The sequence below is a fragment of the Streptococcus pseudopneumoniae ATCC BAA-960 = CCUG 49455 genome, assembly GCF_002087075.1.
GTDB lineage: Bacteria > Bacillota > Bacilli > Lactobacillales > Streptococcaceae > Streptococcus > Streptococcus pseudopneumoniae.
The window spans coordinates 1-18,545 of record NZ_MWSM01000052.1 but is presented as its reverse complement, the minus strand read 5'-3'; the positions used below and the strand labels follow the sequence as shown (position 1 = coordinate 18,545).

Sequence of the window (18,545 nt, the reverse complement as noted above, 5' to 3'; positions counted from 1 at the left end):
TTTTGTAGTATAATGGTTTTGCATCTCTGTGCCTTTCTTGTGTTTGTGATTGAACAACAAGTATAACACAGAGGTGTTTTCTTATGCCTAGAAGAGCTTTCATTTGACAAGAGGAACCCTTGAAGCAGTTTTGTCAGCTAAACCAAGGCTAATCTTAGCCTTGGCTTGTCAGCCTAACAGCATCAAGCCTCTTATCAAATGAAATCGAGGGCTAGCTATAAGCTAGTTAAAACATCTAATTTTTAGGAGGGCTGGGTGGCTAACTTCATTATAGAACTTTCAATATCACATTCGAATCACAATAAATAAAAAAATCTTCCAATTCCCTTGCAAAAATGAAGAAAGTGTGATAACATAGTACGGTATGTAGTGCTAGCACATCCGCTATATTAGATTTAATAGGAGGAAAACACAATGGCTAAAGTATGTTACTTTACAGGTCGTAAGACTGTATCAGGAAACAACCGTTCACACGCGATGAACCAAACAAAACGTGCCGTAAAACCAAACCTTCAAAAAGTTACTGTTCTTATCGATGGTAAACCTAAAAAAGTTTGGGCTTCAGCTCGCGCTTTGAAATCAGGTAAAGTTGAACGCGTTTAATAATAAAAGCAAGGAGACCTCAGGGTCTTTTTCTTTTGACATAGTGAAAAAATCATTTTAAAAGCAGAGTAAATATCCGCTGATACAGTATTCTGCTTTTACACTTGGGCTGAAATATGATAAAATAGAGTATCAACTAGTTGAGGTAAAAAGGATGACTGTAAAAATTAATACAAAAGATGGTCAAATCGAACTAACAGATGAAGTGATTGCAACCGTCGTAGGTGGAGCAGCAACTGAAATTTTTGGTGTGGTCGGTATGGCTAGTAAAAATGCCCTCAAAGATAATTTCCAAGCCCTTCTAGGTAAGGAAAATTATTCCAAAGGTGTCGTCGTAAAGGCAGCCGAAGATGGAAGCATTGCAGTTGATGTGTATACCGTGTTAAGCTACGGAACAAAGATTAGTGAAGTGTCAAAAAACATTCAAGAGCGTGTTGCCTTTAGCTTGGAAAACCAGCTTGGAATTACTGCTCAGACTGTAAATGTCTACATTCAAAATATCAAAGTTGTAGGAGAATAACCGTGTCAAAAATTACTACTAGCTTATTTCAAGAAATGGTGCAGGCTGCATCAACTCGCTTGAATAAGCAAGCTGAATATGTCAATTCATTAAACGTCTTCCCTGTTCCAGATGGAGATACTGGAACAAACATGGGGATGACCATCGAAAATGGAGCTAAAGAAGTTGCAGACAAGCCAGCTTCTACAGTTGGAGAGGTAGCGAGCATTCTTGCTAAAGGGCTTTTGATGGGTGCGCGTGGGAACTCAGGAGTTATTATGTCTCAGCTTTTCCGTGGATTTTCACAAGCCATCAAGGATAAAGACGAGTTAACAGGTCAAGACTTGGCCCTTGCCTTCCAATCAGGTGTTGAAGTTGCCTATAAGGCAGTGATGAAACCAGTTGAAGGAACGATTTTGACAGTTTCTCGTGGGGCTGCTATCGGTGCTAAGAAAAAAGCTGAGCAAACAGATGATGCTGTTGAAGTCATGCGCGCAGCCTTGGAAGGTGCTAAAACAGCTCTAACTAAAACGCCAGACATGCTTCCAGTATTGAAGGAAGTTGGCGTTGTGGACTCAGGTGGTCAAGGATTGGTCTTTATCTACGAAGGTTTCCTTTCTGCCCTTACTGGTGAATATATTGCATCTGAGGACTTTGTAGCGACTCCTGCCAATATGAGTGAAATGATCAATGCAGAGCACCACAAGTCTGTGGCTGGTCATGTGGCGACTGAGGATATCAACTTTGGTTACTGTACTGAAATCATGGTAGCTCTTAAGCAAGGTCCAACCTATGCCAAAGATTTTGACTACGATGAATTCCGTAACTACTTGAATGAACTTGGAGATTCTCTCCTCGTTGTCAATGATGATGAAATCGTCAAAGTCCATGTCCATACAGAAGATCCAGGACTTGTCATGCAAGAAGGTCTAAAATATGGTAGCTTGGTCAAGGTAAAAGTTGACAATATGCGTAACCAACACGAAGCACAGATTGAGAAAGAAACTGCCCAAGTTAGCAAGCCAGCTGAAGAAAAAGAGTATGCTTTGATTGCTGTGGTGGCTGGTAAAGGTCTAGCAGATATCTTCCGTTCTCAAGGTGTGGATTATGTTATCGAAGGCGGTCAAACCATGAACCCTTCAACAGAAGACTTTATCAAGGCTGTTGAACAGGTCAATGCCCGTAACATCATCTTCCTGCCAAATAACAAGAATATCTTCATGGCAGCTCAATCTGCGGCAGAAGTTTTGGAGCAACCAGCAGTAGTGGTAGAGGCTCGCACTCTTCCTCAAGGTTTGACAAGTCTTCTTGCCTTTGATTCAAGCAAGTCCATTGAAGAAAACCAAGAGCGTATGACAGCTGCTCTTAGCGATGTCGTTAGCGGAAGCGTCACAACAGCCGTGCGTGATACAACGATCGATGGTTTAGAAATCCATGAAAACGATAATCTAGGTATGGTGGATGGGAAAATCCTCGTGTCAAACCCTGACATGCACCAAACCTTGGCAGAAACTTTGAAACATATGTTGGATGAAGACAGTGAAATCGTAACCTTCTATGTCGGTGAAGACGGAAGCGAAGAACTTGCCAATGAAATCGCTCAAGAAATCGCAGAAGAATTTGAGGATCTTGAAGTTGAAATCCACCAAGGTCAACAACCTGTTTACCCCTATCTATTTAGTGTGGAATAAGAGCCGATTAATGAAGGACTGAGAAATCAGTTCTTTTTTCTTTTTTAGTAAATGAAAACGGTATCTTTTTAATAAAAACAAAAATAACATTCATAAATAAACGTTAAAATAGAAAATTCAGAAAATTTCTTCTTTTCTCTTGAAAATTTTTTAAAAAATGGTATGATAGTAACAAGTTATTTTTAAGAGGAAAGAAAGGGGAACAATGGAGAAAATCAGTTTAGAATCTCCTAAGACGGGTTCGGACCTAGTTTTGGAAACACTTCGTGATTTAGGAATTGATACCATCTTTGGTTATCCTGGTGGTGCAGTCTTGCCTTTTTATGATGCGATATATAATTTTAAAGGTATTCACCACATTCTAGGACGCCATGAGCAAGGTTGTCTGCATGAAGCTGAAGGTTATGCTAAATCAACTGGAAAGTTGGGTGTTGCCGTCGTTACTAGCGGACCGGGAGCAACAAATGCCATTACAGGGATTGCGGATGCCATGAGCGATAGTGTTCCCCTTTTGGTCTTTACAGGTCAGGTAGGGCGAGCAGGGATTGGGAAGGATGCCTTTCAGGAGGCAGACATCGTGGGAATTACCATGCCAATCACTAAGTACAATTACCAAGTTCGTGAGACAGCTGATATTCCGCGTATCATCACGGAAGCTGTCCATATCGCGACTACAGGCCGTCCAGGGCCAGTCGTCATTGACCTACCTAAAGACGTATCTGCTTTAGAAACAGACTTCATTTATTCACCAGAAGTGAACCTACCAAGCTATCAGCCGACTCTTGAACCAAATGATATGCAAATCAAGAAAATCTTGAAGCAATTGTCCAAGGCTAAAAAGCCAGTCTTGTTAGCTGGTGGTGGAATTAGTTATGCTGAGGCTGCGGCAGAATTAAATGAATTTGCAGAACGCTATCAAATTCCAGTCGTAACAACTCTCTTAGGTCAAGGAACAATTGCAACGACTCACCCACTCTTCCTTGGAATGGGGGGGATGCACGGTTCTTTCGCAGCGAATATTGCCATGACAGAGACGGACTTTATGATTAGTATTGGCTCTCGTTTTGATGACCGTTTGACAGGAAATCCAAAGACTTTTGCTAAGAATTCTAAGGTTGCCCATATTGATATTGACCCAGCCGAGATTGGCAAGATTATCAGTGCAGATATTCCTGTAGTTGGAGATGCTAAGAAAGCCTTGCAAATGTTGCTAGCAGAACCGACAGTTCATAACAATACTGAGAAATGGATTGAGAAAGTTACTAAAGACAAGAACCGTGTTCGTTCTTATGATAAGAAAGAGCGTGTGGTTCAACCGCAAGCAGTTATTGAACGCATTGGTGAATTGACGAATGGAGATGCCATTGTGGTAACAGATGTTGGTCAACACCAAATGTGGACAGCCCAGTATTATCCCTACCAAAATGAACGTCAGTTAGTGACTTCAGGTGGTTTAGGAACCATGGGATTCGGAATTCCAGCAGCAATCGGGGCTAAAATTGCTAACCCAGATAAGGAAGTAGTCTTGTTTGTTGGGGATGGTGGTTTCCAAATGACCAACCAGGAGTTGGCTATTTTGAATATTTACAAAGTGCCAATCAAGGTGGTTATGCTGAACAATCATTCACTTGGAATGGTTCGCCAGTGGCAGGAATCCTTCTATGAAGGAAGAACATCAGAGTCGGTCTTTGATACCCTTCCTGATTTCCAATTGATGGCGCAGGCTTATGGTATTAAAAACTATAAGTTTGACAATCCTGAGACCTTGGCTCAAGACCTTGAAGTCATCACTGAGCATGTTCCTATGCTAATTGAGGTAGATATTTCTCGTAAGGAACAGGTGTTACCAATGGTACCGGCTGGTAAGAGTAATCATGAGATGTTGGGGGTGAAGTTCCATGCGTAGAATGTTAACAGCAAAACTACAAAATCGTTCAGGAGTCCTCAATCGCTTTACAGGTGTCTTATCTCGTCGTCAGGTTAATATTGAAAGCATCTCTGTTGGAGCAACAGAAGATCCGAATGTATCGCGTATCACCATTATTATTGATGTTGCTTCTCATGATGAAGTGGAGCAAATTATCAAGCAACTCAATCGTCAGATTGATGTGATTCGCATTCGTGATATTACAGACAAGCCTCATTTGGAGCGCGAGGTGATTTTGGTTAAGATGTCAGCGCCAGCTGAGAAGCGAGCTGAGATTCTAGCGATTATTCAACCTTTCCGTGCAACAGTGGTAGACGTAGCGCCAAGCTCGATTACCATTCAGATGACAGGAAATGCTGAAAAGAGTGAAGCTCTATTACGAGTCATTCGACCATACGGTATTCGCAATATTGCTCGAACGGGTGCAACTGGATTTACCCGTGACTAAAAATCCAACTTAAATTTGTTAAACCAGCCTAAAAGGCAATAAATGATAGAAAAGAGAGAAAAACTATGGCAGTTCAAATGGAATACGAAAAAGATGTTAAAGTAGCAGCACTTGACGGTAAAAAAATCGCCGTTATCGGTTATGGTTCACAAGGACATGCGCATGCTCAAAACTTGCGTGACTCAGGTCGCGATGTCATCATCGGTGTACGTCCAGGTAAATCTTTTGACAAAGCAAAAGAAGATGGATTTGACACTTACACAGTAGCAGAAGCAACTAAATTGGCTGATGTTATCATGATTTTGGCACCAGACGAAATCCAACAAGAATTGTACGAAGCGGAAATCGCTCCAAACTTGGAAGCTGGGAATGCAGTTGGATTTGCTCATGGTTTCAACATTCACTTCGAATTTATCAAAGTTCCTGCGGATGTAGATGTCTTTATGTGTGCTCCTAAAGGACCAGGGCACTTGGTACGCCGTACTTACGAAGAAGGATTTGGTGTACCAGCTCTTTACGCAGTATACCAAGATGCAACAGGAAATGCGAAAAACATTGCTATGGACTGGTGTAAAGGTGTTGGAGCAGCTCGTGTAGGTCTTCTTGAAACAACATACAAAGAAGAAACTGAAGAAGATTTGTTTGGTGAACAAGCTGTACTTTGTGGTGGTTTGACTGCCCTTATCGAAGCAGGTTTCGAAGTCTTGACAGAAGCAGGTTACGCTCCAGAATTGGCTTACTTTGAAGTTCTTCACGAAATGAAATTGATCGTTGACTTGATCTATGAAGGTGGATTCAAGAAAATGCGTCAATCTATTTCAAACACTGCTGAATACGGTGACTATGTATCAGGTCCACGTGTGATTACTGAGCAAGTTAAAGAAAATATGAAAGCTGTCTTGGCAGACATCCAAAATGGTAAATTTGCAAATGACTTTGTAAATGACTATAAAGCTGGACGTCCAAAATTGACTGCTTACCGTGAACAAGCAGCTAACCTTGAAATTGAAAAAGTTGGTGCAGAATTGCGTAAAGCAATGCCTTTCGTTGGTAAAAACGACGATGATGCATTCAAAATCTATAACTAATTAGAAAGCAAAGAATTTTGCTTAAAATAGTAGCTTCAGCTATTCGTGGGATATTAGATATACTTATTTAGGGGTTGAAATCATATGAATATTACCAATTTGTTTTCTATCAAGACAGGATGTGATGAAACTGATAGGCAACTGCAAAAATTATTTTTTCAGTTGGATTTACAATTGGGAGAATTGACAGATCAACTAAGAAAATTAGATTCTAATTTTGTTTCTCGTAGTCAATTTGTAGACACGCTGGATTTGAATGATGTAGAATATAAAGAAGTTTTAAACTATTTTATCTTCCATCGTAATGATAGTGAAGAAAGTTTGGCAGAATGGTTATATGATTGGATTTCCACAAATCGTTATGAACTTCCTAAAGAGTTTTCAATTCGTATGGCTCATAAATATCATGAAAGTGTTGCTGAAGTTTTTGGAGATGAATAACTAAAAAAACAGTCATTAGTGACTGTTTTTTATAGAAAAAGAGGTTTTATATGTTAAGTTCAAAAGATATTATCAAGGCTCATAAGGTCTTGAATGGTGTGGTTGTGAATACCCCACTGGATTACGACCATTATTTATCGGAGAAGTATGGTGCTAAGATTTATTTGAAAAAAGAAAATGCCCAGCGTGTTCGTTCCTTTAAAATTCGTGGTGCCTATTATGCTATTTCTCAGCTCAGCAAGGAAGAACGTGAGCGTGGGGTAGTCTGTGCTTCTGCGGGAAATCATGCGCAGGGAGTTGCCTATACTTGTAATGAGATGAAAATTCCTGCTACTATTTTTATGCCCATTACCACTCCGCAACAAAAGATTGGTCAGGTTCGCTTTTTTGGTGGGGATTTTGTAACCATTAAACTAGTTGGAGATACCTTTGATGCCTCAGCCAAAGCAGCTCAAGAATTTACAGTCTCTGAAAATCGTACCTTTATTGCTCCCTTTGATGATACTCATGTCCAAGCGGGTCAAGGAACAGTTGCTTATGAGATTTTAGAAGAAGCTCGAAAAGAATCGATTGACTTTGATGCTGTCTTGGTCCCTGTTGGTGGTGGCGGTCTCATTGCCGGGGTTTCTACCTATATCAAGGAAACAAGTCCAGAAATTGAAGTCATTGGGGTAGAGGCTAATGGAGCGCGTTCCATGAAAGCTGCTTTTGAAGCTGGTGGACCTGTTAAACTCAAAGAAATTGACAAATTTGCGGATGGGATTGCTGTGCAAAAGGTAGGACAGTTGACCTATGAAGCAACGCGTCAACATGTTCAAACTTTGGTAGGTGTCGATGAGGGATTGATTTCTGAAACTTTGATTGACCTCTACTCTAAGCAAGGGATTGTTGCAGAACCTGCTGGAGCAGCTAGTATCGCCTCTTTAGAGGTTTTAGCTGAATATATCAAGGGGAAAACCATTTGTTGTATCATTTCTGGAGGGAATAATGATATCAACCGTATGCCAGAAATGGAAGAGCGTGCCTTGATTTATGATGGGATCAAACATTACTTTGTGGTCAATTTCCCACAGCGTCCAGGAGCTTTGCGTGAGTTTGTAAATGATATCTTGGGGCCAAATGATGATATCACCCGTTTTGAGTATATCAAGCGAGCTAGTAAGGGAACAGGTCCAGTATTGATTGGGATCGCTTTGGCAGATAAGCATGATTATGCAGGCTTAATTCGTCGAATGGAAGGTTTTGATCCAGCTTATATTAACTTAAATGGGAATGAAACGCTCTATAATATGCTTGTCTGAGGACTAATAAAAAAATATCATATTATTTGCACAACTAATGTATAGGTGTTATAATGATAGTGAAGAAAGGGGGCGATTCCTATGGTTTTAGGAAGCTTATCGTGCTATTTCTACTACAACTCACTATAACACCTATTATTTTCGATTCTGTTTATATTAAGGCGGCAGAATTACTTACTATATATAAGGAAATTTTTTGAAATCCCCAATTGTATATATCCCTAATTTGAGATTTCTCTAAATATAATAGGAATCAAAAAAAATAATCAATGTTTGTGAGATGACTGCTAGGTGAGTTGGTCGAAAAACTCGTGAGATAGACAATAGTGCTAGACATGCAATAGCTAGTGATACTGATTTTAAATGACTAGCTGGAAAGTGGGTATGTAATCAGAAGATGCAAGATTGTACAAAGTAAGTAGTACCGGTTGTGAAATGGATAAGATATAGATAAGGACAGGAAAGGAACCAAAGAAGGAGAAAGAAAACGGAATGATTTAGAGATAGTGAGGAGTGAAAGACTATCTTTAGTGGGCTTGTTGATTTAAAAGGAATAGATAGAATGAAATAGTAAATCCTGTCTATCCTATTAAGAAACTGGTATTCAGCATACGTGAATATTTTTACAAATTTAAAGTTTAATAATGCAATTGTTTTTTAGGAGCATACTGATGGGTTATAGTAAGCGGAAAACTATATATTATCGGCTTTAAAAAGGAAGTAAGAAGATTCTGGGTCATTTATTTTATTGAATATATGTTTTTTTATTGACAAAAGTAGTAAAAACGTATACAATTAAGTATTGTAAAGAAGAAAATAGGAGAAAAACATGGCTAAGTCAAACTTTGAAAAAGTAGAATCAGTTGTTGGCTGGGTTCGTGATAAGAAAATCACAGGCTACCGTATCTCTAAGGAAACGAATGCGCGTGAAATGTCTATCATTGCTCTGGCGCAGGGTCGTGCAAAAGTAAAAAATATTTCATTTGAAACAGCCCTAGGCCTAATTGATTTCTATGAAAAAAATCATGAAAAATTTGAAGATTAATCTTTGGATAACGGCGGATTCTTGACCCTCAAGTAGTAGAGATAGAGAATCTGCCTTTTCATTTTGAGGACAGCAAAAAGACTGCACGGTTGAGGCAGCCTTTTCTTTTTATTTGAGATAGCGTTGAAGGAATTCTTTTGTACGGTCTTCTTTAGGATTGGTGAAGAGATCTTCTGGTTTGCCTTCTTCAGCAATCACACCCTTATCCATAAAGATAACACGGTGAGAGACATCACGGGCGAATTCCATTTCGTGGGTTACGACAATCATGGTCAAGCCTTCCTGAGCCAGATCTTGCATGATTTTGAGGACTTCTCCAACCATTTCTGGATCGAGAGCTGATGTTGGTTCATCAAAGAGAATAGCGTCCGGATTCATGGAGAGGGCACGAGCGATGGCCACACGTTGTTTTTGACCCCCTGAGAGTTGTCTTGGCTTCGCTTGCCAGTAGCGTTCTCCCATGCCGACTTTTTCTAGGTTTTCTTTGGCAGTCTTTTCAGCTTCTGTGCGTTCGCGTTTAAGGACAGTTGTCTGAGCGACAATTGTGTTTTCAAGCACGTTGAGATTTTCAAAGAGGTTAAAGGATTGGAACACCATCCCCAACTTTTCACGGTATTGCGTGAGGTCATAGCCTTTTTCGAGGACATTTTGTCCATGATAAAGGATTTGTCCATCAGTTGGTGTTTCAAGTAGGTTGATGGAGCGTAGGAAGGTCGATTTCCCGCTTCCAGAGCTTCCGATGATAGAGATTACCTCTCCCTTGTGGACAGTGAGTGAAATGTCTTTTAGCACTTCGTTTTGGCCATAGGATTTTTTGAGGTGTTTAATTTCAAGGATTGCTTGTGTCATTATTTAAAATCCTCCGTTTGTATTTGGTTAGCACCTGTAGTATAGGTATCCATGTCCATTCTGCGTTCGATGAAGCGTAGGATACGTGTTACGGTGAAGGTGAGGACAAAGTAAATCACGGCGATGATTGTAAATGTCTGGAAGTATTGATAGGTTTGAGTTGCCACGGTATTTCCTGAGAAATAAAGTTCGACAACAGAGATAACGTTCAATACAGATGTATCTTTGATATTGATGACAAATTCATTACCAGTTGCAGGTAGGATGTTACGGACAACCTGAGGCAGGACAATCTTACGCATGGTTTGGTTATGGGTCATACCAAGAGCAGTAGCAGCTTCAAATTGTCCCTTGTCAACTGCTAGGATACCACCACGGACGATTTCAGTCATGTAGGCACCAGTGTTAATCGAAACGATGAAGATAGCAGCCAGTGTGCGATCAAGGTTGATACCGAAAGCTTGGGCAGTTCCATAGTAGATAACCATCGATTGAACGATCATTGGCGTACCACGGAAAATTTCAATGTAGACATTGAGGATCCAGCCGACTAGTTTTTGTAGGCTATAAATGGCTTTATTTTCAGAGAGAGGAGCAGTACGGAAAACACCAATGGCAAGTCCAATAATGAGACCTGTGATAGTTCCGACGATAGAGATTAAAAGGGTGACACCCGCACCACGCAAGAGTTGTTGCCAGTTTTCAGAAAGAATTTTAGCAACTTGGCTAAAGAAACTACTGCTAGTCTCTTCAGTTGTTGTAGCTTCGGCAGGTTGTTCCTTGATCATACGATCCATCAAGGCAACTTGGTCGTCTTTTGAAATGGTTTCAATGCTGGCATTGATTTGGCTAATACGATTGTCATCTTTACGAAGTCCAATGGCGATAGCTGTATCTTCTTCCCCAGTTTTGAAACCTGGTTCTACTTGGACCATCTTGAACTTAGAGTTTGCAGCTTCGGCAGTCAGAGCTTCTGGGCGTTCAGAAACATAGGCATCGATGACACCAGCCTCAAGAGCTTGGCGCATTTGAGCGAAGTCTCCCATGGCTGTTTCTTTTTTAGCACCTGGGATTTGTGAAATCAAGTCATAAAGGTAAACACCTTGTTGAGAAGTGATTTTCGCACCATTAAAGTCATTCAAAGATTTAGCATTTGCGTAGGCAGAATCTTTTTTGATAAGCAAAACTGGTTCGCTAGTGTAGTAACTGCTTGAAAAGGCAATTTCTTGTTTACGCTCGGCAGTAGGACTCATACCTGCGATAATCATGTCAATCTTACCAGAAGTAAGGGCAGGGACTAGACCTTCCCACTTGGTTTTAACAACCAAAGGTTCTTTACCTAAGTCCTTAGCGATTTTCTTGGCGATTTGAACATCGTATCCGTTGGCATACTGGTTGGTTCCATCGATTTTGACAGCTCCATTGCTATCATCATCCTGGGTCCAGTTAAAGGGGGCATATGCTGCTTCCATCCCGATGCGTAAATATTCATCGGCTTGAGCAACATTGACAAGTCCTAGCGTCAGCAAGAGACTTGTGAAAATAGATAAGTATATTTTTCTCATGATTTCTCCTATTCTAATCTATTAAAAAATAACTGTCTCCTATTTTATCGAAAAATGCGTAATTTTTCAACATAAGTAAGCCTTTACTTACGAAAAAATGCTATAATGATAAGAAAGATAAAAAGGGGGCTTAGTTGATGAAAAAAAAACTTTTTTCTTACTGATGTTTGGCTTGTTTTGCCTTCTGCCACTTTCTGTTTTCGCCATTGATTTCAAGATAAACTCTTATCAAGGGGATTTGTATATTCATGCAGACAATACGGCAGAATTTAGACAAAAGATAGTTTATCAGTTTGAGGAGGACTTTAAGGGCCAAATCGTGGGACTTGGACGTGCTGGCAAGATGCCTAGTGGATTTGACATTGATCCTCATCCAAAGGTTCAGGCTGCGAAAAATGGTGCTGAACTAGCAGACGTTACGAGCGAAGTGACAGAAGAAGCGAATGGTTATACTGTGAGAGTCTATAATCCAGGCCAGGAAGGCGACACAGTTGAAGTTGAGCTTACATGGAACTTAAAAAATTTGCTTTTCCTATATGATGACATTGCTGAATTAAATTGGCAACCTTTAACAGATAGTTCAGGGGCTATTGGCAAGTTTGAATTTCATGTAAGGGGAGACAAGGGAGCTGAAAAACTCTTTTTCCATACAGGGAAACTTTTTAGAGAGGGAACGATTGAAAAGAGTAGCCTTGATTATACTATTCGTTTGGACAATCTTCCGGCTAAGCGTGGAGTTGAATTGCATGCCTATTGGCCTCGAACTGATTTTGCTAGCGCTAGGGATCAGGGATTGAAAGGAAATCATTTAGAAGAATTTAATAAGGTAGAAGACTCGATTGTTAAAGAAAAAGAGCAAAGTAAACAACTCCTTACTTGGGTCTTACCTTCGATACTTTCTATCTCCTTGTTATTGAGTGTCTGCTTCTATTTTATCTATAGAAGAAAGACCACTCCTTCAGTCAAATATGCCAAAAATCATCGTCTCTATGAACCACCAATGGAATTAGAGCCTATGGTTTTATCAGAGGCTGTCTACTCGACCTCCTTGGAGGAAGTGAGTCCCTTGGTCAAGGGGGCTGGCAAATTCACCTTTGACCAACTTATTCAAGCTACCTTGCTAGATGTGATAGACCGTGGAAATGTCTCTATCATTTCAGAAGGAGATGCAGTTGGTTTGAGGCTAGTAAAAGAAGATGGTTTGTCAAGCTTTGAGAAAGACTGTCTAAATCTGGCTTTTTCAGGCAAAAAAGAAGAAACTCTTTCCAATTTGTTTGCGGATTACAAGGTATCTGATAGTCTTTATCGTAGAGCAAAAGTCTCTGATGAAAAACGGATTCAAGCAAAGGGGCGTCAGCTTAAATCTTCTTTCGAAGCAGTATTAAAAGAGATGCAAGAAGGGGTCAGAGACAGGGTTTTCTTCTGGGGGCTCCCAGATTACTATCGTCCTTTAACTGGTGGGGAAAAGGCCTTGCAAGTAGGTATGGGTATCTTGACTACCTTGACCCTATTTATCGGATTTGGTCTGTTCTTGTACAGTTTGGACGTTTATGGCTATCTTTACCTCCCCTTGCCAATACTTGGTTTTCTAGGTTTGGTTTTGGCTGTTTTCTATTATTGGAAGCTTCGATTAGATAATCGTGATGGTGTCCTAAATGAAGCAGGAGCAGAGATCTACTATCTCTGGACCAGTTTTGAAAATATGTTGCGTGAGATTGCGCGATTGGATCAGGCTGAATTGGAAAGTATTGTGGTCTGGAATCGCCTCTTGGTCTATGCGACCTTATTTGGCTATGCGGACAAGGTCAGCCATTTGATGAAGGTTCATCAGATTCAAGTGGAAAATCCAGATATCAACCTCTATGTAGCTTATGGCTGGCACAGTATGTTTTATCATTCAAGCGCGCAAATGAGCCATTATGCCAGTGTCGCAAATACAGCAAGTACCTACTCTGTATCTTCTGGAAGTGGAAGTTCTGGCGGTGGTTTCTCTGGAGGCGGAGGTGGTGGAAGTATCGGTGCCTTTTAAAGAGAACTGCCATAGATTGAAAAATATGCTATAATGGAAGATAGAAAAAGGAGTAATCTATGTATCTTATTGAAATTTTAAAATCTATCTTCTTCGGGATTGTTGAAGGAATTACGGAATGGTTGCCGATTTCCAGTACAGGTCACTTGATTTTAGCAGAGGAATTTATCCAATACCAAAATCAAAACGAAGCCTTTATTTCCATGTTTAATGTCGTGATTCAGCTTGGTGCGATTTTGGCGGTCATGGTAATCTACTTTAACAAGCTCAATCCTTTCAAACCGACTAAGGACAAGCAGGAAGTTCGTAAGACTTGGAGACTATGGCTGAAGGTCTTGATTGCGACCTTGCCTTTACTTGCCGTCTTTAAGTTTGATGATTGGTTTGATACCCACTTCCATAACATGGTTTCTGTTGCTCTCATGTTGATTATCTATGGGATTGCCTTTATCTATTTGGAAAAACGTAATAAAGCGCGTGCTATCGAGCCAAGTGTGACAGAGTTGGACAAGCTTCCTTATACAACAGCTTTCTATATCGGACTCTTCCAAGTTCTTGCCCTTTTACCAGGGACAAGCCGTTCTGGAGCTACAATCGTCGGTGGTTTGTTAAATGGAACCAGTCGTTCAGTTGTGACAGAATTTACCTTCTATCTAGGGATTCCTGTTATGTTTGGAGCTAGTGCCTTAAAGATTTTCAAATTTTTGAAAGCAGGACAGCTCTTGAGCTTTGGACAATTGTTCTTGCTCTTGGTTGCGATGGGAGTCGCTTTTGCAGTCAGCATGGTGGCTATTCGCTTTTTGACAAGTTATGTGAAAAAACACGATTTTACCCTTTTTGGTAAATACCGCATCGTGCTTGGTAGTGTCTTGCTACTTTACAGTTTTGTCCGTTTATTTGTATAAGAAAAACCTTGAAGGGGCAGCTCTTCAAGGTTTTATACTCTTTGAAAATCTCTTCAGACCGCGTCAGCTCTATCTGCAACCTCAAAACAGTGTTTTGAGCAGCCTGCGGCTAGCTTCCTAGTTTGCTCTTTGATTTTCATTGAGTTTCAAAATCCAGTCACGGTAATCCCCAGCAGGCGGACACCTCTTTCTTTCTCGCTTAATTCTTCATAGAGTTGTAGGGCTATTTGGCTTATCTGGCTAGCATCCTGTGTTTTTTGAGCTAGACTTTTTCGTTTAGTGAGAGTTGAAAAGTCCTCGTAGCGGATTTTCAAAATGACAATTTTTCCAGATTTTTCTTGTTGACTGAGATTGAGAGCGACTCTTTCTGATAGAAGAGTCAGCTCTTTTTTGATATCTTCCTCGGCACGGAGAATCTTCCCATAGGTTTTCTCCTTCCCGATTGACTTACGGATGCGATTGGATTTGACTGGGGAATTGTGGATGCCACGAGCCTTTCGATAAAGGTCATAACCCAGTCTACCAAAACGATCTATTAGGGTCACTTCAGGGACTTCAAGTAGGTCAGCGCCAGTAAAAACGCCCATTTGATGAAGACGTTCTACAGTCTTTTTTCCTACTCCATGAAACTTGGAAATATCCATTTGTTTGAGGAAATCCTCAGCTTGGTCAGGTAGAATCACTGTCAAACCATGTGGTTTTTGATAATCACTGGCCATTTTAGCCAAGAATTTGTTGTAAGAAACGCCAGCAGAAGCAGTTAGATGGAGTTCTTGCCAGATATCCTCTTGAATGAGGCGAGCAATTTTGACCGCTGACTTGATCCCGAGTTTATTTTCTGTCACATCCAAATAGGCTTCGTCAATGCTCATGGGTTCTATTAAATCTGTATAGCGCTTAAAGATAGCTCGAATCTGGAGTCCCACAGCTTTGTATTTCTCATAATTCCCCGAGATGAAGACGGCCTGGGGACAACGCTCATAGGCTTCCTTAGAGCTCATGGCTGAATGGATACCAAAAGCTCGTGCCTCATAGCTACAGGTAGAAACGACTCCCCGCCCACCTGTTTGCCGAGGGTCACTGCCGATAATGACAGGTTTTCCTCTGAGTTTAGGATTATCTCTGATTTCCACCGCAGCAAAAAAGGCATCCATGTCAATATGGATGATTTTTCTTGACAAATCATTTAACAAAGGAAAAATCAACATGCCTAGCCCCCTTTTTACCGCTTATTTTCTTTTATTATACCCTTTTTTCTGAAAAAAAGAAAAAAGGACTTTATTTTTTCAAAAATATAATACAGTTTGAAATAAAATATAGACTGTTTTAGAAAAGAAAGTGTAAAAATAGGGATTTTCCACTTGTTGAAATCGGTTACTGTATGGTATACTTGTCTCATGAATGTAACAGATGGTTGTTACTAGAAAGAAAAAAGAGGACATTAACATGGTTGTTAAAACAGTTGTTGAAGCACAAGATATTTTTGACAAAGCTTGGGAAGGCTTCAAAGGCGTAGATTGGAAAGAAAAAGCAAGTGTATCACGCTTCGTACAAGCTAACTACACACCTTACGATGGAGACGAAAGCTTCCTTGCAGGACCAACAGAACGTTCACTTCACATCAAAAAAATTGTAGAAGAAACGAAGGCTCACTACGAAGAAACTCGTTTCCCAATGGACACTCGTCCAACATCTATCGCTGATATCCCAGCAGGATTTATCGATAAAGAAAATGAAGTTATCTTCGGTATCCAAAACGATGAACTCTTCAAATTGAACTTCATGCCAAAAGGTGGTATCCGTATGGCTGAAACAACTTTGAAAGAAAATGGATACGAACCAGATCCAGCTGTTCACGAAATCTTTACTAAATACGTAACAACAGTTAACGACGGTATCTTCCGTGCCTACACTTCAAACATTCGTCGCGCACGTCACGCACACACTGTAACTGGTCTTCCAGATGCATACTCACGCGGACGTATCATCGGTGTTTACGCACGTCTTGCTCTTTACGGTGCAGACTACTTGATGCAAGAAAAAGTAAACGACTGGAATGCAATCGAAGAAATTGATGAAGAAACAATCCGTCTTCGTGAAGAAATCAACCTTCAATACCAAGCATTGCAACAAGTTGTTCGCTTGGGTGACCTTTACGGAGTTGATGTTCGCAAACCAGCGATGAACGTTAAAGAAGCGATCCAATGGGTTAACATCGCCTTCATGTCTGTCTGCCGTGTTATCAACGGTGCTGCTACATCTCTAGGACGTGTACCAATCGTTTTGGACATCTTTGCAGAACGTGACCTTGCTCGTGGTACATTTACTGAATCAGAAATCCAAGAATTCGTTGATGATTTCGTTATGAAACTTCGTACAGTTAAATTTGCTCGGACAAAAGCTTACGACCAATTGTACTCAGGTGACCCAACTTTCATCACAACTTCTATGGCTGGTATGGGTAACGACGGTCGTCACCGTGTTACTAAGATGGACTACCGTTTCTTGAACACTCTTGACAACATCGGTAACTCTCCAGAACCAAACTTGACAGTTCTTTGGACTGATAAATTGCCATACAACTTCCGCCGCTACTGTATGCACATGAGCCACAAACACTCTTCTATCCAATACGAAGGTGTAACAACAATGGCTAAAGACGGATATGGTGAAATGAGTTGTATCTCATGCTGTGTGTCTCCACTTGACCCAGAAAATGAAGAACAACGCCACAACATCCAGTACTTCGGTGCGCGTGTAAACGTATTGAAAGCCCTTCTTACTGGTTTGAACGGTGGTTACGACGATGTTCACAAAGACTACAAAGTATTTGACATCGAACCAATCCGTGACGAAGTTCTTGAATTTGAATCAGTTAAAGCTAACTTTGAAAAATCTCTTGACTGGTTGACTGACACTTACGTAGATGCCTTGAACATCATTCACTACATGACTGATAAATACAACTACGAAGCTGTTCAAATGGCCTTCTTGCCAACTAAACAACGTGCCAACATGGGATTCGGTATCTGTGGATTTGCCAACACTGTTGACACATTGTCAGCTATTAAGTACGCTACAGTTAAACCAATCCGTGACGAAAATGGCTATATCTACGATTACGAAACAATCGGTGAATACCCACGTTGGGGTGAAGATGACCCACGTTCAAACGAATTGGCAGAATGGTTGATCGAAGCTTACACTACTCGTCTACGTAGCCACAAACTTTACAAAGACGCAGAAGCTACTGTATCACTTTTGACAATCACATCTAACGTTGCTTACTCTAAACAAACTGGTAACTCACCAGTCCACAAAGGTGTATACCTCAACGAAGATGGTTCTGTGAACTTGTCTAAACTTGAATTCTTCTCACCAGGTGCTAACCCATCTAACAAAGCTAAAGGTGGATGGTTGCAAAACTTGAATTCACTTTCTAGCCTTGACTTTAGTTATGCAGCTGATGGTATCTCATTGACTACACAAGTATCACCTCGCGCTCTTGGTAAGACTCGTGACGAACAAGTTGATAACTTGGTAACAATCCTTGATGGTTACTTCGAAAACGGTGGACAACACGTTAACTTGAACGTTATGGACTTGAACGATGTTTACGAAAAGATTATGTCAGGTGAAGACGTTATCGTACGTATCTCTGGATACTGTGTAAACACTAAATACCTCACTCCAGAACAAAAAACTGAATTGACACAACGTGTCTTCCACGAAGTTCTTTCAATGGATGATGCCTTGGATGCATTGAGCTAATCAAGTTCTTGAATAATGAAAAGGAACCCTCGGTCAGTCGACTGAGGGTTTTGTGCTTGGGGATAGTGTGAGCAATTCCTTCGGCGCAATATGCAATGTTTTTGGAAAGGAATAGTGGACCGAATCTGAAATAGCCCGCTGAAACGTTTCAAACAGTGCTAGAAATTGACTGGAATTCAAAGATACTTGTTGAGTTGGGGGGATTTGAAAATAATCCTCAATGAAAATCAAAGAGCAAACTAGGAAGCTATCCTCAGGTTGCTCAAAACACTGTTTTGAGGTTGCAGATAGATCTGACGCAGTTTGAAGAGATTTTCATTGAGGATAAGTCAGGTACTGAAATGTCTGATCGGGATTTAAAGATATAATCCCGACTTTATCAC

General features: G+C 40.6%; 15 protein-coding genes. 12 read left to right on the top strand and 3 right to left on the bottom strand.

Annotated elements, in window-relative coordinates:
• Positions 1-414 precede the first annotated feature (414 nt).
• From rpmB to B4W83_RS10135, 9 genes are all read left to right on the top strand, one after another.
• Positions 415-603, top strand: a complete 189-nt coding sequence (rpmB, locus tag B4W83_RS10175; RefSeq protein ID WP_001140948.1) for a 50S ribosomal protein L28 — start codon at positions 415-417, stop codon at positions 601-603.
• Positions 604-757: 154 nt separating this feature from the next.
• Complete coding sequence (locus tag B4W83_RS10170; protein ID WP_000216436.1) at positions 758-1,123, top strand: Asp23/Gls24 family envelope stress response protein; 366 nt, start codon at positions 758-760, stop codon at positions 1,121-1,123.
• A 2-nt stretch (positions 1,124-1,125) separates the two neighbouring features.
• Positions 1,126-2,793, top strand: a complete 1,668-nt coding sequence (locus B4W83_RS10165) for a DAK2 domain-containing protein (RefSeq protein WP_000036650.1) — start codon at positions 1,126-1,128, stop codon at positions 2,791-2,793.
• A gap of 205 nt (positions 2,794-2,998) precedes the next feature.
• Complete coding sequence (locus B4W83_RS10160; RefSeq protein WP_000411733.1) at positions 2,999-4,699, top strand: acetolactate synthase large subunit; 1,701 nt, start codon at positions 2,999-3,001, stop codon at positions 4,697-4,699.
• Complete coding sequence (ilvN, locus tag B4W83_RS10155) at positions 4,692-5,168, top strand: acetolactate synthase small subunit (RefSeq protein ID WP_001253803.1); 477 nt, start codon at positions 4,692-4,694, stop codon at positions 5,166-5,168. Before B4W83_RS10160 ends, ilvN begins: the two co-directional genes overlap by 8 nt.
• 65 nt (positions 5,169-5,233) lie before the next feature.
• Positions 5,234-6,256, top strand: a complete 1,023-nt coding sequence (gene ilvC / locus B4W83_RS10150; RefSeq protein WP_000290683.1) for a ketol-acid reductoisomerase — start codon at positions 5,234-5,236, stop codon at positions 6,254-6,256.
• A gap of 84 nt (positions 6,257-6,340) precedes the next feature.
• Positions 6,341-6,697, top strand: a complete 357-nt coding sequence (locus B4W83_RS10145) for a hypothetical protein (protein WP_001027903.1) — start codon at positions 6,341-6,343, stop codon at positions 6,695-6,697.
• Positions 6,698-6,747: 50 nt separating this feature from the next.
• Complete coding sequence (ilvA, locus tag B4W83_RS10140) at positions 6,748-7,998, top strand: threonine ammonia-lyase IlvA (protein WP_000952969.1); 1,251 nt, start codon at positions 6,748-6,750, stop codon at positions 7,996-7,998.
• An 829-nt stretch (positions 7,999-8,827) separates the two neighbouring features.
• Positions 8,828-9,043 (top strand): capsule biosynthesis transcriptional regulator, encoded by a 216-nt coding sequence (locus B4W83_RS10135; RefSeq protein WP_001130036.1) that lies wholly within the window; start codon positions 8,828-8,830, stop codon positions 9,041-9,043.
• A 108-nt stretch (positions 9,044-9,151) separates the two neighbouring features.
• On the opposite strand, the gene B4W83_RS10130 is transcribed toward B4W83_RS10135, so the two are convergent.
• Positions 9,152-9,892: an amino acid ABC transporter ATP-binding protein gene (locus B4W83_RS10130; RefSeq protein ID WP_000189488.1), complete on the bottom strand. Its 741-nt coding sequence runs from the start codon at positions 9,890-9,892 to the stop codon at positions 9,152-9,154.
• The gene (locus tag B4W83_RS10125; RefSeq protein ID WP_001227321.1) at positions 9,892-11,457 is read right to left on the bottom strand and encodes an ABC transporter substrate-binding protein/permease; all 1,566 of its coding nucleotides are present in this window, start codon (positions 11,455-11,457) and stop codon (positions 9,892-9,894) included. Before B4W83_RS10125 ends, B4W83_RS10130 begins: the two co-directional genes overlap by 1 nt.
• Positions 11,458-11,620: 163 nt before the next feature.
• Here B4W83_RS10125 and B4W83_RS10120 point away from each other — a divergent pair, with 163 nt between their 5' ends.
• Together B4W83_RS10120 and B4W83_RS10115 are read left to right on the top strand one after the other, a co-directional pair.
• Complete coding sequence (locus B4W83_RS10120; protein ID WP_000467300.1) at positions 11,621-13,486, top strand: DUF2207 domain-containing protein; 1,866 nt, start codon at positions 11,621-11,623, stop codon at positions 13,484-13,486.
• Positions 13,487-13,545: 59 nt separating this feature from the next.
• The gene (locus B4W83_RS10115) at positions 13,546-14,391 is read left to right on the top strand and encodes an undecaprenyl-diphosphate phosphatase (RefSeq protein WP_000280764.1); all 846 of its coding nucleotides are present in this window, start codon (positions 13,546-13,548) and stop codon (positions 14,389-14,391) included.
• Positions 14,392-14,537: 146 nt separating this feature from the next.
• Here the strand turns inward: B4W83_RS10115 and dinB are convergent, their stop codons facing one another.
• On the bottom strand, positions 14,538-15,599 hold the full coding sequence (gene dinB / locus B4W83_RS10105) for a DNA polymerase IV (RefSeq protein WP_000904576.1): 1,062 nt from the start codon (positions 15,597-15,599) through the stop codon (positions 14,538-14,540).
• A 238-nt stretch (positions 15,600-15,837) separates the two neighbouring features.
• Here dinB and pflB point away from each other — a divergent pair, with 238 nt between their 5' ends.
• Positions 15,838-18,162, top strand: a complete 2,325-nt coding sequence (pflB, locus tag B4W83_RS10100) for a formate C-acetyltransferase (RefSeq protein WP_000260631.1) — start codon at positions 15,838-15,840, stop codon at positions 18,160-18,162.
• Positions 18,163-18,545 lie beyond the last annotated feature (383 nt).

Coding starts and splice junctions, on each gene's coding strand:
- B4W83_RS10130 (WP_000189488.1), bottom strand. CDS start 9,892: ATGACACAAGCAATCCTTGAAATTAAACACCTCAAAAAATCCTATGGC.
- ilvA (WP_000952969.1), top strand. CDS start 6,748: ATGTTAAGTTCAAAAGATATTATCAAGGCTCATAAGGTCTTGAATGGT.
- B4W83_RS10145 (WP_001027903.1), top strand. CDS start 6,341: ATGAATATTACCAATTTGTTTTCTATCAAGACAGGATGTGATGAAACT.
- B4W83_RS10120 (WP_000467300.1), top strand. CDS start 11,621: ATGTTTGGCTTGTTTTGCCTTCTGCCACTTTCTGTTTTCGCCATTGAT.
- B4W83_RS10115 (WP_000280764.1), top strand. CDS start 13,546: ATGTATCTTATTGAAATTTTAAAATCTATCTTCTTCGGGATTGTTGAA.
- ilvC (WP_000290683.1), top strand. CDS start 5,234: ATGGCAGTTCAAATGGAATACGAAAAAGATGTTAAAGTAGCAGCACTT.
- ilvN (WP_001253803.1), top strand. CDS start 4,692: ATGCGTAGAATGTTAACAGCAAAACTACAAAATCGTTCAGGAGTCCTC.
- rpmB (WP_001140948.1), top strand. CDS start 415: ATGGCTAAAGTATGTTACTTTACAGGTCGTAAGACTGTATCAGGAAAC.
- B4W83_RS10135 (WP_001130036.1), top strand. CDS start 8,828: ATGGCTAAGTCAAACTTTGAAAAAGTAGAATCAGTTGTTGGCTGGGTT.
- B4W83_RS10170 (WP_000216436.1), top strand. CDS start 758: ATGACTGTAAAAATTAATACAAAAGATGGTCAAATCGAACTAACAGAT.
- B4W83_RS10125 (WP_001227321.1), bottom strand. CDS start 11,457: ATGAGAAAAATATACTTATCTATTTTCACAAGTCTCTTGCTGACGCTA.
- B4W83_RS10160 (WP_000411733.1), top strand. CDS start 2,999: ATGGAGAAAATCAGTTTAGAATCTCCTAAGACGGGTTCGGACCTAGTT.
- dinB (WP_000904576.1), bottom strand. CDS start 15,599: ATGTTGATTTTTCCTTTGTTAAATGATTTGTCAAGAAAAATCATCCAT.
- pflB (WP_000260631.1), top strand. CDS start 15,838: ATGGTTGTTAAAACAGTTGTTGAAGCACAAGATATTTTTGACAAAGCT.